Source organism: Amycolatopsis stemonae (genome assembly GCF_054781455.1).
Genome location: NZ_BAAGUJ010000001.1, coordinates 545,469 through 560,451, shown reverse-complemented (window position 1 = coordinate 560,451; position 14,983 = coordinate 545,469). Strand labels below are relative to the sequence as shown.

Sequence of the window (14,983 nt, the reverse complement as noted above, 5' to 3'; positions counted from 1 at the left end):
ACCTTAAAGGAGGAAAAGTATACGAACGGTCGTGCTATATTCGGCCGCATGAACGTCGACAGCGTTTACGTGGGGGAACCGAGCGTCCTGGGTCACCGGCGCGAACTGCCGGTGCTGAGCGCGATCACGAAGGCTCGTGTCGCCGCGCCGGAACTGAAGCTGACCGAGCTGAACCTCGACGGCGACCGGCAGGCCGACCTGACCGTGCACGGCGGGGTCGACAAAGCGGTTTACGTCTACCCGGCCGAGCACTACGCGGCCTGGCGCGAAGACGGGCTGTCCGTGGCGGTCGCCGACTTCGGGGAGAACGTCTCGCTGAGCGGCGTCACCGAGGACGACGTGCGCATCGGCGACGTCTGGTCCTGGGGCGACGCGCTCGTCCAGGTCTCGCAGCCGCGGTCGCCGTGCTTCAAGCTCGCGATGAAGACCGGCCGCAAGGACGTCACGCCGCTGATGATCGACTCCGGCCGCAGCGGCTGGTACCTGCGCGTGCTGCGGCCGGGCACGGTGCCGACGTCGGGCGCGATCGAGCTGGTCGAGCGCGCGGACGCGCCGACGATCGCCGAGGTGTACGTGATCTCCTTCGCGAACTACGGCCAGCTGCCGCCGGAGCGCGCGGAGGCGGCGCTGGACCTCGCCGACCGCATCCTGGCGACCCCGGCGCTGTCGCCGTCGTGGAGCGTGGGCGTCCAGTCCACTGTGGACCGCTGGCGGGCCCGGCGTGCCGGCTGACGGCCGCCTCGCCCGCGGCGACGCGACCCGCCGCCTGGTGCTGCGCCGGGCGGTGGACGTCGCGTCGGTCGACGGCCTGGAGGGGCTCTCCCTCGGCCGGCTCGCCACCGAGCTGGAGCTGAGCAAGAGCGGTGTCTTCGCCCTGTTCGGCTCGAAGGAGGACCTCCAGCTGGCGACGATCGAAGCCGCCCTGGAGATCTTCCGCTCGCACGTCGTCACGCCCTCCGCCGACGTCGGCCCGGGGTTGCCGCGGCTGCGGGCGATCTGCGAGAACTGGCTGGACTACTCGGAGAAGCGCGTCTTTCCCGGTGGGTGTTTCTTCTTCAACGTCGGCGCGGAGTTCGACGCGCGCCCGGGCCGGGTCCACGACGCGGTGGCGGCGGCGAGCGGGTCGTTCGCCGCTTTCATCCGCGAGTCCTGCCACGAGGCCGTCGCCCTGGGCCACCTCGGCACCGACGCCGAAGTCCTGGCCTTCGAGCTGCACGCGCTGGGCCGCGCGGCCAACGCGGACGCCGTCCTCAACGGCGGCACCCAGGCGTACGAACTGGCCAGGCGCGCGATCCGGGCGCGCCTGGCCGGCTCGTAGCTACTTCCAGTCGACCTGCGGGCTGCGGTAGAAGTTGACGCCCTGGGCCGCCCAGCGCGGGGACTGCTTGGCCAGCCGCGCGCGGTAGGCGTCCCAATTGTGCGTCGACTTCGGGGACCAGCCGATCTCCGCGATGCCCGGCAGGCGCGGGAACGCCATGTACTCGATGTCGGCGCTGGTGCGGATCGTCTCGGTCCACAGCGGCGCTTCGACGCCCGCGACCTGGCTCTCGCCGACACCGGTGACCAGCGACGCGGGATCCCAGTTGTAGCCGTCGCGAACCTCGATCAGCGCGGCCCAGTCCTGGCCCAGCGGCGTCTGCTCGGTGTACTTCATGTCCAGGTACGCGAAGTTCGCCGGCGACATCAGGATCTTGCTGCCGCGCGCGGCGGCGGCCGCGACGCTCGGGTTGTCGCCGCCGAAGTCCCAGTACTGCGGGACCGCCGACGCGGGCGGGTCCGACTTCGCGATTTCGTGCCAGCCGGTGACCCTCTTGCCGTACTTGGCGACGATCGGCTGCACCTTCTTCTCGAACGCGACGTAGTCCGCGGGCGGCGTCGAGTGCGCCTCGTCGCCGCCGATGTGCAGGTACGGGCCGGGGGTGATGGCCGCCAGTTCGCGCACGACGTCCTCGACGAACTTGTACGTGACCGGCGAGGAGATGCACAGCGAGCTGTAGCCGACCTCGGTGTCCGTGCGGACCGGGACGGCCTTGCCGTCGCAGTTCAGCTCCGCGTACGTCGACTGGGCCGCGTTCGTGTGGCCCGGCATGTCGATCTCCGGGATCACCGTGATGTGCCGCGAAGCCGCATACGCGACGATGTCCCGGTACTGCGCCTGGGTGTAGTAGCCGCCCGGGTCGCCGTCGACGGCCGTCCTGCCGCCGACCGTCGCCAGCTTCGGCCAGCTCTTGATCTCGATGCGCCAGCCCTGGTCGTCGGCCAGGTGCAGGTGCAGCGTGTTGACCTTGTACTGGGCGATCTGGTCGACGTACCGCTTGACCTGGTCGGGCTTGAAGAAGTGCCGGGCGACGTCGAGCATCGCGCCGCGCTCGGCGAAGCGCGGGTAGTCGAGGATCGTGCCACCGGAAACCGGCCACGCCCGGTGCTGGACGCGCTTCGCGTCGATCGCCGACGGCAGCAGCTGCCGCAGCGACTGGACGCCGTCGAAGAGGCCGTCGGCGGTGTTGGCGGTCAGCGTGACGCCGTCGCGGGCGACCTTGAGCTCGTAACCCTCGGTGCCGATCCGGGGGTCGTGGCCGAGCCGCAGCGAAATCGCCGGCGCACCGCCCGCGCGCGGCACGACCGGCAGCGGGTAGCCGGTGGCCGGGCGCAGCAGGCCGCGCAGGTAGTCCGCGACCTGGCCGGCGCCGCGGTCGGCGGCGATCACGGTCGACGGCGTCAGCTTGAAGTCGCCTCTCGGGTCGGCCTTGGCGGAGACCGGCGCCGGGACGACGTCGGTCACGCTGCGTTCCGCGGTGGCGGGGGCGGCCGCCGCCGAGGCGGGCAGGCCGGCTGCCGTGAGACTCACGACAGCCGCGGTCAGGACGGCTCTGGACAAGCGCATCGGGGCACCTCCGGTCGGGGACTCCCGTCCAAAGGTACAGACCAGCCGCGGCATTTGGAACAGTCCTTAACGAAGGGCCTTCCGGATGGCTTCGAGCACGCTCGGGTCCTCGATCGTCGAGGGCACGGCCTCGTCGCGGCCGTCGGCGATCGCGCGCATGGTCTTGCGCAGGATCTTCCCGGACCGCGTCTTCGGCAAAGCGTCCACAATGGACACGTCGCGGAACGCGGCGATCGGGCCGATGTCGCGGCGGACCATGGCCACGAGCTCGTCGCGCAGCTGCTCCTCGGGGATGTCCTGGCCCGCCTTCAGGACGACGAACCCGCGGGGCAGCTGGCCCTTGAGCTGGTCGGCGACACCGATGACGGCGCACTCGGCGACGGCCGGGTGCGACGCCAGCACGGCCTCCATCGAACCCGTCGAAAGCCGGTGGCCGGCGACGTTGATGACGTCGTCGGTGCGGCCCATGACGAACAGGTAGCCGTCTTCGTCGACGTAGCCGGAGTCGCCGGTCAGGTAGTAGCCGTCGTACCGCGAGAGGTAGGCCTGGCGGTAGCGCTCGTCGTCGCCCCACAGCGTCGTCAGCGACCCCGGCGGCAGCGGCAGCTTCACGGTGATGGCGCCTTCGCGCCCGGCCGGCAGCTCCGCCCCGGCCTGGTCGAGGATCCGGACGTCCCAGCCGGGGACGGGCTTGGTCGCCGAGCCGGCCTTGACGTCCATCGGCTCGAGGCCGCGCGGGTTGGCCGCGATCGGCCAGCCGGTCTCGGTCTGCCACCAGTGGTCGATCACCGGCGTGCCGAGCTTCTCGTGCGCCCAGTGGTAGGTCTCCGGGTCGAGGCGCTCGCCGGCCATGAAGAGCGTCTTGAACGCCTTGAGGTCGTACTTCTCCAGCTCACGCGCGTCGGGGTCGACCTTCTTGATGGCCCGCAGCGCGGTCGGCGCGGTGAACAGGGCCTGGACGCCGTGCTCGGCGATGACCCGCCAGAACGCGCCCGCGTCCGGTGTCCCGACCGGTTTGCCCTCGTACAGCACGGTCGTCGCGCCGACCAGCAGCGGCGCGTACACGATGTAGGAGTGCCCGACGACCCAGCCGACGTCGGAGGCCGTCCACCAGATGTCGCCCGCGTGGACGTCGTAGATCGCGTCCATCGAATAGGCCAGCGCCACGGCGTGGCCACCCGTGTCGCGCACGACGCCCTTCGGCTTCCCGGTCGTCCCGGACGTGTAGAGGATGTACAGCGGGTCGGTGGCCGCGACCGGGACCGGGTCGGCCGGGGTGGCGCCCTCGGCGAGTTCGTGCCAGTCGAGGTCGCGGTCGCCCAGTTCGGCCGGCGCCTGGTCGCGCTGCAGCACGACGACGTGCTCCGGCTGGTGCTCGGTCATCCCCAGCGCGGCGTCGATGATCGGCTTGTACTCGACCACGCGCGTCGGCTCGATGCCGCAGGACGCGGCCAGGACGACCTTGGGTTTCGCGTCCTCGATCCGCGCCGCCAGCTCCTTCGGCGCGAAGCCGCCGAAGACCACCGAGTGCACCGCGCCGATCCGCGCGCAAGCCAGCATCGCGATCGCGGCTTCGGGCACCATCGGCAGGTAGACGATGACGCGGTCACCCTTCGTGACGCCCAGGGAGCTGAGCGCACCGGCGAACCGCGCGACCTCGTCGCGGAGCTGTTCGTAGGTGTAAACGCGGTGCCGTCCGGTCACGGGCGAGTCCCAGATCAACGCGGCCTGGCCGCCGCGGCCGGCCTCGACGTGCCGGTCGAGCGCGTTGTACGAGGTGTTCAGCTCGGCGTCCGGGAACCACCGGTAGAAGGGCGGGTTCGAGTCGTCGAGCGCCCGTTCCGGTGCCTTCGTCCAGCTGATCTTCCCGGCCGCGGCCAGCCAGAACACGTCCGGCTCGGTCAGGCTCCGCCGGTAGGCCTCGGAGTACGCGCCCATGCCCCGCTCCTTCGCGTCGAACGTCTCGCCGACCCCATCATGACCCGGGGGCGGCGGGCTCGCCGGATTCCGGGCAGGCTGAAGACCCGGCAACCTCGCGGCGCCCGGCTGCGTCCTAAGCTGGACTGCGGGAAAACGCCGCAAGGCGGTACGAAGAGAACACGGACAGTGAGGGGAGCCCGGCGGTGAACGGACTCGCGAGCGCGTTGCTCTCGCTAGCCCATTCCTTGTTCGGCCCGGGCTTCTGCCCCGGCGACTGGGTCTGGGCCACGAGTGCGGCCGGCGCGCTCGTAGCGCTCTTGCCGCCGATCGGCGCGCTGGTCGTGTCGATCATCCGGAAGGGCACCGGCAACCGCTACGACGCGACGACGCTGGGTGTCTTCGGGGTGATCGGCCTGCTCAGCACGCTGGTGCTGCCGTGGCTGCTGTCCAACGGCGTGTCGGGCGTCTACCGCGCCGCCTTCACGGGCGAGAAGTCCGGCCTGTCCAAGACCGAGCTGGGGACGCTGAACAGCGCCGGCGGCTGCTGGGTGGACAACCAGAAGGAGTACCTCGGCGGCGGCCAGACCGTCTACGACGTGCTCTTCGCCCGGAGCGGGAAGGAAATCCCGTTCTTCGTCTACCTGATCGCCTTCATCGTGCTGTTCGGCGGCTCGCTGCTGTTCGTCATGCTGCAGGGCCGCACGGCCTTCCGCCGCGGCCCGAAGTGGCCGTCGCGGTTCTTCTGGATCCCGTTCGCCGCGATGATCGTGTTCAGCGTCGGCATGGAGGCCAACACCGCGCTGCACTTCTGGCTGGGCTTCCTGCCGTTCAGCGTGCTGGGGCTGATCCCGGTCGCGATGGTCGGGCCGCCGCCGTGGTCGGTGATCAACCGCTCGGACGCCCCGCCGCGGCGTGAGCAGGAGCCGTACCGGCCGCCGCCGTCGCAGGTCCAGCCGCGGCCGACCCCGCCGCCTCCGCCGCCCCCGGTCAACAAGCCGTACCCGAAGACGGCGCTCGCGTCCGCGCCGGAGCCCCCGATGGCCGGGGCGCTGGCCGCGGCCCCCGGCCCGGTCCCGCCGCCACCCGGCTCGCGCAACGCCGGCGGCAGCCGCTACCGGCGCGTCAAGCAGCTCGGCGCGGGCGGGTTCGGCACGGTCTGGCAGGCCGTCGACACCCAGCTGAACCGCACGGTCGCGCTGAAGATCGCGCACGCGCCGGACCGCGACACCGCCGAGCGCATGCAGCGCGAGGCCCGCGCGCTGGCCGTGGTCAGCCACCCGAACTGCGTCAAGGTGTACGACCTGGCCGAGGAGCCGGACGGGCTCGCGCTGGTCATGGAGTACCTCGAAGGCCGGCCGCTGGCCGAGCTGGTCGACGGCCAGGGCCCGCTCGACGACGTCGCGGCGGGTCGGCTGTGGGCGACGATGGCGGGCGCGCTCGCCGCGGCGCACGAGAAGGGCGTGCTGCACCGCGACATCAAGCCGTCGAACGTCATCCTCGACCCGAGCGGCCTGGCCCACCTGATCGACTTCGGCATCGCCCGCAGCCAGGGCGACTCGAAGATGACGGCGACCGGCATGATGATCGGCACGCCGGACTTCGTGGCCCCGGAGCAGGCGATGGGCTCGGCGGCGTCGCCGGCGTCCGACGCGTGGCAGCTGGCGGCGACGATCAGCTACGCGCTGTCCGGCCAGCCCCCGCGCGGAACCCGTGAGACGCCCATGGCGGCCTTGATGGCCGCGGCCCGCGCCGAACCGGTGTCGCGGCTGCCGCAGCGAAGCGCCCACGCGCGGCTGCTGGCGGCGTCGCTGGACCCCGAGCCACGCCGTCGTCCGACGCTCAACGCGGTGCGCCGCGAGGTCGAGGGCTGGCTGTCGCGGGCGGGCAAGTCGCCGGACGGCCCGGTCACCCGCGTCGTTCCACGCCAGCCGCACCACCGCTAGCCGGGCTTCACCGCCGAGAAGAGCACCAGCTGCTTCGGCTCCAGCCGGACGTCGACCTGCTCGAAGCCCGCCTTCTCGAGGCGGGCCGGGAACGTCGCCGCGTCGACGACGTTCATCGTGTCGCCGAGGTGCAGCAGGCGGAACCTCAGGTTGAGCTGGCCGTCGCTGCCGCAGTACGTGCCGCCCGGGCGCAGGACCCGCGCGGCCTCGGCGAAGATCGCGTCCTGCAGCCGCCGGGTCGGCACGTGGTGCAGCATCGTGAAGCAGACGACCGCCGAGAACCGGCCGTCGTCGAAGGGCATCTCGGCGCCGCTGCCCTCGACGACGTCGGCGCGGTCACCGAACTTCGCCCGCAGCAGCTCGCTCGACGCGGGGTCGATCTCCAGCACGGTCAGCTTCGGGACGGCGCCGAGCAGCACCTTCGTGGTGGCACCGAAGCCGGGTCCGATCTCGAGCACGTCGTCGCCCAGGTCACGGCCCGCCAGCCACGGGGTCAGGCGCTCTTCGACGGTCGCCGCCCACTTGTCCGAGCTGCAGATCTTGCGGTGGATCAGGTTCATCGGCATGCGTCCGACGCTATTTCGGCGCGCGCGTGGCCGGTAGCCGATAGCCTGCCAAGTCATGTCGCCGAACAGCCAGGCCATGCTCCTCGGCGAGGTCGACCTGCCCGCCGGCACCTGGTTCCCGTGGCACGAGCACCCGGTGCACCAGCTGGTCTGGTCGGCCCGCGGGGTCGTCGCGGTCAAGGCGGGCGACGCGGGCTGGGTGCTCCCGCCGACGCGCGCCCTGTGGCTCCCGGCCGGCCTCCGGCACCGCACCGGGGCCCTCGGCCGCGCCGCCCTGCGGGGCATCTACGCGGACCCGGCGCTGTCCCCGGTGTCGTGGCCCGAGCCGCGGCTGGTGGCGGTCCGGCCGCTGCTGCGCGAGCTCCTGGAGTACCTGACCGGCGACGGCGTGGGCCCGGAGGCCCGCCTGCGTGCCGAGGCGGTGGCGTTCGACCTGCTGGAGCCGCTCGACGTGGTCCCGATCGTGGTGCCGTCCCCGGCCGACCCGCGCGCCCGCGACGTCGAGCGGGCGGTGCTGGCGAACCCGGCCGACCCGCGGACCCTGGCGGAGCTGGGCCGTGACGTCGGCGCGGCCGAGCGGACGCTGGCCCGGATCTTCGTGCGCGAGTGCCGGATGCCGTTCGGCACGTGGCGCACCCAGGTGCGGCTCCGGGCAGCGCTGCCGTTGCTGGCCCAGGGCGCGGCGATGGAGACCGTGGCGCACCGGGTGGGCTACAGCTCCGCAAGCGCTTTCGTGGCGGCGTTCCGGCGTGCTGTCGGGGTCACGCCGGGGGCGTACTTCGCCGGCTGAGCTACCGCCAGGAGGGCAGCCAGCGCTCGGCCTCCCACTGGCCGGTCGTGATCGCGACGCCGTTCAGGATCGGCCACAGCCAGGCGAAGTTCGCCACCACCAGCCCGACGTACAGGCTGACGACGAGCAGACCGGTCCCGCGTCTCTCGAACCCGCGCCGGGCACTGCCCAGGACTTGGCCCAGGCACAACGTCAGCCCGAGCACCAGGAACGCGGCCAGCGGGGTCGCGTAGAAGAAGTACATCTGGCGGTCGATGTTGGTGAACCAGAAGACGTACCCGCCGAGGTAGCCCACCAGCACGGCCGCGTAGCGCCAGTCCGCGCGGAAGAACGAACGCCACGTCGCCCAGCCCAGCATCGGGATCGCCAGCCACCACATGGCCGGGGTGCCGATCAGCATCGTCGCGCTGACGCAGCGGGACTCGCCGCAGCCGGTGACGTCGCCGTCGTAGCTGTAGAGCATCGGGCGCAGGCCCATCGGCCACGTCCAGGGTTTCGACTCCCACGGGTGCGGGTTGTCCTTGGGCGTGACCAGCGTTTCGTGGAAGTGCAGGACGTTCGCCGTGTAGTCGCCGAGCGACCGCAGCGACGCCGGCACCCACGACCAGATCCCGGGCGCGATGTCCTTGATCTCGGTGTAGTGCCGGTCGGTCGCCGTTTCGCTGGCGAACCACGCCCAGTACGCGCCGAGGTACATCAGGAACGGGATCAGCAGGATCGACCACAACGCCGGCAGCACGTCCCGGCGGATCGTGCCCAGCCACGGCCGTTCGACGCCGGCCGCGCGCCGCGCCGCGACGTCGAAGCCGACGCACAGCAGCCCGAACGCGACGATGTAGTACAGCGCCGACCACTTGACGCCGAAGGTAAGCCCGATCATCAGCCCGGTCGCGAACCGCCACCAGCGGAAGCCCAGCTTGGGGCCCCATTCGGACTCGTTGACCCAGCCTTCGCGGACCGCCGTCGCGAGCCGGGCGCGCACCTGGTCGCGGTCGACGAGCAGGCAGGCGAACGCGGCCAGCACGAACAGCGCGATGAAGATGTCGAGCATGCCCATGCGCGACTGCAGGTGCAGCACGCCGTCGCTGATCACGAGGATGCCGGCGATGCCGCCGAGCAGCGTCGAGCGCGTCAGGCGGCGGGCGACGCGGACGGTCAGCAGCACCATCAGCGTGCCGGCCAGCGCGGGCACGATCCGCCAGCCCCAGCCGTTGTAGCCGAACAGCCATTCGCCGATCGCGATCAGCTGCTTGGCCAGCGGCGGGTGGACGACCAGCTCGTAGCCGTAGTTGTCCTCGTAACCGCCGTTGCGCAGCATCTGCCACGCCTGCGGCACGTAGTGCTTCTCGTCGAAGACCGGGCTGCCCTTGTCGGTCGGCACGCCGAGGTTCTGCAGCCGGACGATGCCGCCGATCACGGTCAGGACGATCGTGACGACCCAGCCGCGCAGCCGGTCGGTCGGCATGCCTCGGCCGAGCAGGGTCGCTTCGCGGTCGGTCGGCGGCCGGAGCGCCTCGACCGGGTCCGGCCGGACGCTTTCGTCGTCGGGACGGGTCAGCACGGCGGTCACGGGGCGATCCTACGGGCGGGGCAGGGCGTGCGTCGTCCGGATCCGCTGATCAGCCTAGGCTGGGCGGGTGAGCTCACCGGTTCCTCCCGGCCGCCTGGTCCTGGCGGCGACGCCGCTCGGCGACGTCCGCGACGCCTCCCCCCGCCTGGCGGAAGCGCTGGCGGAAGCCGACGTCATCGCGGCGGAGGACACCCGGCGGTTCCGCTCGCTGGCCTCGGCGCTGGAGGTGACCCCGCGCGGGCGGGTGGTGAGCTTCTACGAAGACGTCGAGACGGCACGCCTGCCCAAGTTGCTCGAATCGTTACACGCGGGCGAGACGGTCGTGCTCGTGACGGACGCCGGGATGCCCAGTGTGTCCGATCCGGGGTTCCGCCTGGTGTCGGCGTGCGTCGCCGCGGACATCCCGGTGACGTGCCTGCCCGGCCCGTCCGCGGTGACCACGGCGCTCGCTTTGTCCGGTTTGCCGTGTGACCGCTTTTGTTTCGAGGGCTTCGCGCCGCGCAAGCCGGGTGAGCGGACCCGGTGGCTCACGTCGTTGCGCGACGAACCGCGGACGGCGGTCTTCTTCGAATCCCCGCACCGGCTGGCGTCGCTGCTGTCCGACGCGGCTTCGATGCTGGGCGAGGGCCGGCGCGCCGCCGTGTGCCGCGAGCTGACGAAGACGTACGAAGAGGTGAAGCGCGGCTCTCTCGCGGAGCTGGCTTCGTGGGCTTCAGACGGGGTGCGCGGGGAGATCACCGTGGTGCTGGAAGGCGCGGCGCCCCGGTCGGTTTCGGTGGCGGACCTCGTCGGCGAGGTCGCCGACCGAGTGGCCTCGGGGGAGCGCCTGAAGTCGGCGGCGGCGGAGGTCGCGGCGGCGGCCGGAGTGTCCAAAAAGGAGCTTTACGACGCCGTTCTCGTTGCCCGTCAGGCGAAGTAGTCCTTACGACAAAACGGAAATGTCCGGTTTGTCGTAAGTGATCGATGTGAGATCCGGATTAAGCCATTCGGCCGCTACCGGATCAGTCGATCTTCGGCAATCGTACTGCTGGGCGCAGTGCGGGTTGTCCGGCTGCGGAGTGAGGGGATTCTCCAAGTGGCTTCTTTCGTGGGTGCATCGCGCCTGAGATCCAGACGTGGCGTGCTTTTCCTCGTGCTGGCCGTGGCGTTCGGGATCCTTCCCGCCACGGCCTTTTTGCGCCCGCCGGCCGCCGCGGCCGACACCGTCGCGCAGGTGCCGGACACCGCGCCCGACGAGGCGACGGCCGCGCGGTTCGCGGGCCAGGGCCGCAAACGCGTCCAGGTCACCGGGGAAACCACCGAAACCGCGGAGACGTTCGCCAACCCGGACGGCACCTTCACCACCACCCGCCACGTCCGGCCCGTGCGGGTCAAGCAGGACGGTGCCTGGGTCACCCCGGATTCCACGCTGGTGGCGAAGGACGGCGTCGTTGCCCCCAAGGCCGCGACGACCGGCATCACGCTTTCCGCGGGCAAGCAGCGCGCGGCGAAGGCCGTGGGCGCGCAGCCCCTGCTGCGCCTGACCCGCGACGGCACGTCGGCCGGGTTCGACTGGCCGGCCGCGCTGCCCGCGCCGGTCGTCGACGGCTCCACCGCGACCTACCCCGAGGTCCTGCCCGGCGTCGACCTGCGGGTCCAGGTCGACCTCGACACCGTGCACGAGGTCGTCGTCGTCAAGACGCCCGAGGCGGCGAAGAACGTTGCGACGCTGGGGTTCGGGCTGCCCGTGCAGAACGGCAAGGTCACGAAGGACGCCGACGGCACGCTCCACGTCCGCAACGCCGCCGGCGACGAGAAGTTCACCGCGCCGCCCGCGACCATGTGGGACTCCTCGGGCTTCGACCCCGACGGTCGCGACTTCGTCCGTGGCCCGGCCCCGGGCGGCCACCAGGCGACGGTCGGTGTCGACCTTGCCGGCACGAAACTGACCCTGACCCCGAACCAGAAGCTGCTCACCGCGGCCGACGCCGTCTACCCGGTCTACGTCGACCCGACCTGGCACGACATGTACTGCCAGGCCTGCGGCCGCAACCACTACCTCGTCCAGTACGCCTGCGGCGCGAACAAGACGCCGGGCGACGCGGTGTGGGACAGCGACGACAACCTCCGCGCCGGCTACTTCTACGACACCCGCTCGAGCTGCAGCGGGCACCTGGTCACGGCCCGCTCGTTCGTCGAGATGAACCTGGGCGGCCTCGCCGGGAAGAAGATCTACGGCGCGCAGCTGAACCTGAGCCTGACCAACCCCGGCAACTGCGGTGCGAACAACAACGTGGTCTGGGCCGGCGCGATCTCGGCCGGGATGACGTTCAACAGCGCGCCGCCGTGGTGGAACACCGTCGCGACGGTGGTGGGCTGCCCCACCAATACGAGCTTTGACATCACGTCGACGATCGCGAGTGCGGTCAGCGGCAACTCGCCGACGTGGACCTTCGGCATCGTCTCGCCGGACGAAGGCGACCAGGCGACGTGGAAGCGCTACTCGCCGCAGGTCGGCTTTTCGGTGACCTACAACTCGCCGCCGAACCAGCCGAAGAACCTCGCCATCTTCAACGGCACGCAGTCCTTCCCGTGCGTCCAGGGCGCTTCGCGGCCGGTGCTCGGGCCGACCAGCACCGGCTACGTCACCCGCGCCAACGTCTCCGACCCGGACGGCTACGCGCTGGACGCCCGGTTCCGCATCTACAAGGGACTCGTCAGCCAGGGGTCGGGCCACTACAGCTGGGACGGCCGGGAGTTCGGCTCGGACAACATCCTGAGCGATGCGAACCAGGCGAACCGCAACGCGGTCACGACGTTGCCCAAGGACGAGCTGAACGCCGACGGCTTCTACTCGTGGGACGTCCACGCCACCGACGGGAAGGACACCGCGTGGGCGGTGCCGTGCGAGGTCGAGATCGAGCTGACCGCCCCGGCGGCGCCCGGCGTGGCTTCGCAGACCTACCCCTCCGGCACCTACGGCGGCGGTCCCGGCCGCGCCGGTGACTTCACCTTCACCGCGGCGGGCACCGCGGCCCCGGTCGACCACTACGTCTGGCGCCTGGACAACACGGCCGCGCCCAGCTGCGACGGCACCGAGGCCGGAACGGTGAAGCCGAAGGCCCTCAACGGGCCGGGTACCACGGCGATCGCGCCCGGCAGCTCGGGTGCGCACGTGCTCAGCGTGTGGTCGTGCAACCGGGCGAAGACGCCGTCGAACCGCGTCGACTACTCCTTCCTCGTGAAGGACGCCTCGGCCCCGGTCGCGTCCTGGCAGTTCGAAGGCGACGGCCGTTCGCAGGTCACCGGCCTGCGCTACGCGGGTGCCGGCACCGGCACCTTCGCCACCGGCAAGCTCGGCCAGGCGGCGACGCTCAGCGGGCAGGCAGGCGACTACTTCGCGACGCCGGCCCGGATCGTCGACACCACCAAGTCGTTCTCCGTCTCGGCGTGGGTGAACGCGGCCGACCTGACCGGCCAGCGGACCGTCCTCTCCCAGGACGGCGACCAGGCCAGCGGGTTCGCGCTGCAGGCCCTGTCGACGGGCAAGTGGGCGTTCAGCCTGAGCGGCTCGGACGTCGCGAACCCGGCGGTCACGTCGGCCGTGTCCACGGCCGCGCCGGCCACCGGGACCTGGACCCACCTCACGGGGGTCTACGACGCGACCGCGCACACCGCCGCGCTGTACGTCGACGGCGCCCTCCAGCAGACGGTGTCCGCGACGGCGGCCAACGTGACCGGCCCCCTGGTGCTCGGCGGCGCGAAGTGGGGCGGCGTCCGCACGTACCTGACGAAGGGCGCGATCGACGAGGCGGCGGTCTTCGGCCGCGCCCTGTCCGCGGCGGAGGTCGGCACCCTGTACGGCGCCAACGGCGTCCCGGCGGGCCTGTCCGCGGCGCGTGAGTACACATTGGACGGTGACACCCGGGACGCCACCGGCACCGAGAACACGCTGACCACGCACAACGTCACCTACGGTTCCGGCTATTCGGACTCGGCCGCCCAGTCGGCCACCGAGGACGGCATCGGCCACTCGAGCGGCCAGGCACTGGTGGACGCGGGCCCCGGCTACGCCGACACGTCGGCGCCGGTGGTGGACAGCAGCCAGAGCTTCTCGGTCTCGGCGTGGATCAAGCCGGCGGACGCGAACTTCTACACGCTGGCCGCCCAGATGGGCACCAAGGGCAACGCCTTCCAGCTCAGCATGTCCGACCTCAACGTCGGCATGGGGATCAGCGCCGCCGACACCGGCGACCCCACCGCCGCCGGCTGGCGGTGGGCGACCGGGTCGATCGCGTCCCACGTGGGCGTGTGGACCCACGTGACGGGAACTTACGACGCGGTGACCGGGAAGGAGCGGTGCTACCTCGACGGCGCGCTGGTCGCGGAGGTGTCCATCGCCGCCGGAACCACCTGGCGCGGCACCGGCCCGTTCACCGTCGGGAAGGTCGCCGACCAGAACCTGGGTGCCTACAAGGGCTCGATCGACCAGGTCCAGGTCTGGGACCGGGCGCTGCCCGCGGCCGAAGTCGCCGGGCTCGCGAACACGGCGGTGCTGCGGGCGAACTACCAGCTCGACGGCACGACGGCAGACGGCGTGGGCGGCTCGTCGGCGACGCCGGCGGGCGGGGTCACGATGACCACCGACGACGACGGCGCGAACGTCGCCCGCTTCGACAACTCGTGGACCGGCCAGCTGACCGGACAACGCCCGCAGAACCTGCGCAGTGACCGGAGTTTCACGGTCGAGGCCTGGGTGAAGCACCGGTGGACGGCCGCCGACGCGGCGGCCGCGGCACAGGCGGATCCCTCCAGCGGCGGCGTCGACCGCCCCGGGCGGCAGGCCGTCTCGGTCGATTCGGCGACCTTCTCGCCCTACATGCTCGGCTACAACGCCGACACGAAGGACGCCAACGGCGTCTACCACCCGCGGTGGCAGTGGACGCTGCCGCAGTCGACGGCGACCCCGGCGTCGCCCCAGGCGTACTTCGTCCTCTCGCCCGCCGACGTGGTGAACAACGAATGGACCCACCTGACGGGTACCTACGACGCGGTCACCAAGACGGCTTGCCTCTACGCCGCCACCGACGAATACCAGTACACACCGAACTGCCAGCCGAACGTGACCGGCTGGAACGGTGCCAACCCTCTCGAAGGTCTCCTGCTCGGGGCCACCGAGTGGGCCGGGCAGCGCGGGGGGCACTGGTACGGCGACCTCCGCGGCATCCGGGTCTACAGCGGTGTGCTCGACCAGCAGCACATCAGCGCCGACGTCGTGCTCGACCACCCCTAGCCCTCCGCCACCCACTTCGCAGAACAGGCAGATCCGTC

General features: G+C 71.5%; 10 protein-coding genes. 6 read left to right on the top strand and 4 right to left on the bottom strand.

Annotation, left to right across the window (positions count from 1 at the left end):
* The first annotated feature begins 48 nt into the window (after positions 1 to 48).
* Both ACYVLJ_RS02765 and ACYVLJ_RS02760 read left to right on the top strand, forming a co-directional pair.
* Positions 49 to 732 carry an MOSC domain-containing protein gene (locus tag ACYVLJ_RS02765; protein ID WP_460437633.1) on the top strand — a complete coding sequence of 228 codons (684 nt, stop codon included), beginning with the start codon at positions 49 to 51 and terminating at the stop codon, positions 730 to 732.
* Positions 722 to 1,318 carry a TetR/AcrR family transcriptional regulator gene (locus ACYVLJ_RS02760; RefSeq protein ID WP_460437632.1) on the top strand — a complete coding sequence of 199 codons (597 nt, stop codon included), beginning with the start codon at positions 722 to 724 and terminating at the stop codon, positions 1,316 to 1,318. The genes ACYVLJ_RS02765 and ACYVLJ_RS02760 overlap by 11 nt, the downstream gene beginning before the upstream one ends.
* Here ACYVLJ_RS02760 and ACYVLJ_RS02755 read toward each other — a convergent pair whose 3' ends face one another.
* Together ACYVLJ_RS02755 and ACYVLJ_RS02750 are read right to left on the bottom strand one after the other, a co-directional pair.
* A complete protein-coding gene (locus ACYVLJ_RS02755; protein WP_460437631.1) occupies positions 1,319 to 2,884 on the bottom strand; it encodes a beta-N-acetylhexosaminidase in 1,566 nt (521 codons plus the stop codon).
* A 66-nt stretch (positions 2,885 to 2,950) separates the two neighbouring features.
* Entirely contained in the window at positions 2,951 to 4,822 is a 1,872-nt protein-coding gene (locus ACYVLJ_RS02750; protein WP_460437630.1) for a propionyl-CoA synthetase, read from the bottom strand.
* 185 nt (positions 4,823 to 5,007) lie between these two features.
* Between ACYVLJ_RS02750 and ACYVLJ_RS02745 the strand changes: the two genes are divergently transcribed.
* Positions 5,008 to 6,747 carry a serine/threonine-protein kinase gene (locus ACYVLJ_RS02745; protein WP_460437629.1) on the top strand — a complete coding sequence of 580 codons (1,740 nt, stop codon included), beginning with the start codon at positions 5,008 to 5,010 and terminating at the stop codon, positions 6,745 to 6,747.
* Here the strand turns inward: ACYVLJ_RS02745 and ACYVLJ_RS02740 are convergent.
* On the bottom strand, positions 6,744 to 7,313 hold the full coding sequence (locus ACYVLJ_RS02740; RefSeq protein ID WP_451968436.1) for a class I SAM-dependent methyltransferase: 570 nt from the start codon (positions 7,311 to 7,313) through the stop codon (positions 6,744 to 6,746). The two genes, ACYVLJ_RS02745 and ACYVLJ_RS02740, sit on opposite strands and share 4 nt — an antisense overlap.
* Before the next feature lie 76 nt (positions 7,314 to 7,389).
* On the opposite strand from ACYVLJ_RS02740, the gene ACYVLJ_RS02735 reads away from it, so the two are divergent.
* Positions 7,390 to 8,103: an AraC family transcriptional regulator gene (locus ACYVLJ_RS02735; protein WP_460438001.1), complete on the top strand. Its 714-nt coding sequence runs from the start codon at positions 7,390 to 7,392 to the stop codon at positions 8,101 to 8,103.
* A 1-nt stretch (position 8,104) separates the two neighbouring features.
* On the opposite strand, the gene ACYVLJ_RS02730 is transcribed toward ACYVLJ_RS02735, so the two are convergent.
* Positions 8,105 to 9,673 (bottom strand): dolichyl-phosphate-mannose--protein mannosyltransferase, encoded by a 1,569-nt coding sequence (locus tag ACYVLJ_RS02730; protein WP_460437628.1) that lies wholly within the window; start codon positions 9,671 to 9,673, stop codon positions 8,105 to 8,107.
* Between the two features lie 67 nt (positions 9,674 to 9,740).
* Here ACYVLJ_RS02730 and rsmI point away from each other — a divergent pair, with 67 nt between their 5' ends.
* Together rsmI and ACYVLJ_RS02720 are read left to right on the top strand one after the other, a co-directional pair.
* Positions 9,741 to 10,592, top strand: coding sequence for a 16S rRNA (cytidine(1402)-2'-O)-methyltransferase (gene rsmI, locus ACYVLJ_RS02725; RefSeq protein ID WP_460437627.1), 852 nt, complete (start codon positions 9,741 to 9,743; stop codon positions 10,590 to 10,592).
* Between the two features lie 201 nt (positions 10,593 to 10,793).
* Positions 10,794 to 14,945 carry a LamG-like jellyroll fold domain-containing protein gene (locus ACYVLJ_RS02720; protein ID WP_460437626.1) on the top strand — a complete coding sequence of 1,384 codons (4,152 nt, stop codon included), beginning with the start codon at positions 10,794 to 10,796 and terminating at the stop codon, positions 14,943 to 14,945.
* Positions 14,946 to 14,983: the final 38 nt, after the last annotated feature.

Coding starts and splice junctions, on each gene's coding strand:
- ACYVLJ_RS02765 (WP_460437633.1), top strand. CDS start 49: ATGAACGTCGACAGCGTTTACGTGGGGGAACCGAGCGTCCTGGGTCAC.
- ACYVLJ_RS02755 (WP_460437631.1), bottom strand. CDS start 2,884: ATGCGCTTGTCCAGAGCCGTCCTGACCGCGGCTGTCGTGAGTCTCACG.
- ACYVLJ_RS02750 (WP_460437630.1), bottom strand. CDS start 4,822: ATGGGCGCGTACTCCGAGGCCTACCGGCGGAGCCTGACCGAGCCGGAC.
- ACYVLJ_RS02740 (WP_451968436.1), bottom strand. CDS start 7,313: ATGCCGATGAACCTGATCCACCGCAAGATCTGCAGCTCGGACAAGTGG.
- ACYVLJ_RS02735 (WP_460438001.1), top strand. CDS start 7,390: ATGCTCCTCGGCGAGGTCGACCTGCCCGCCGGCACCTGGTTCCCGTGG.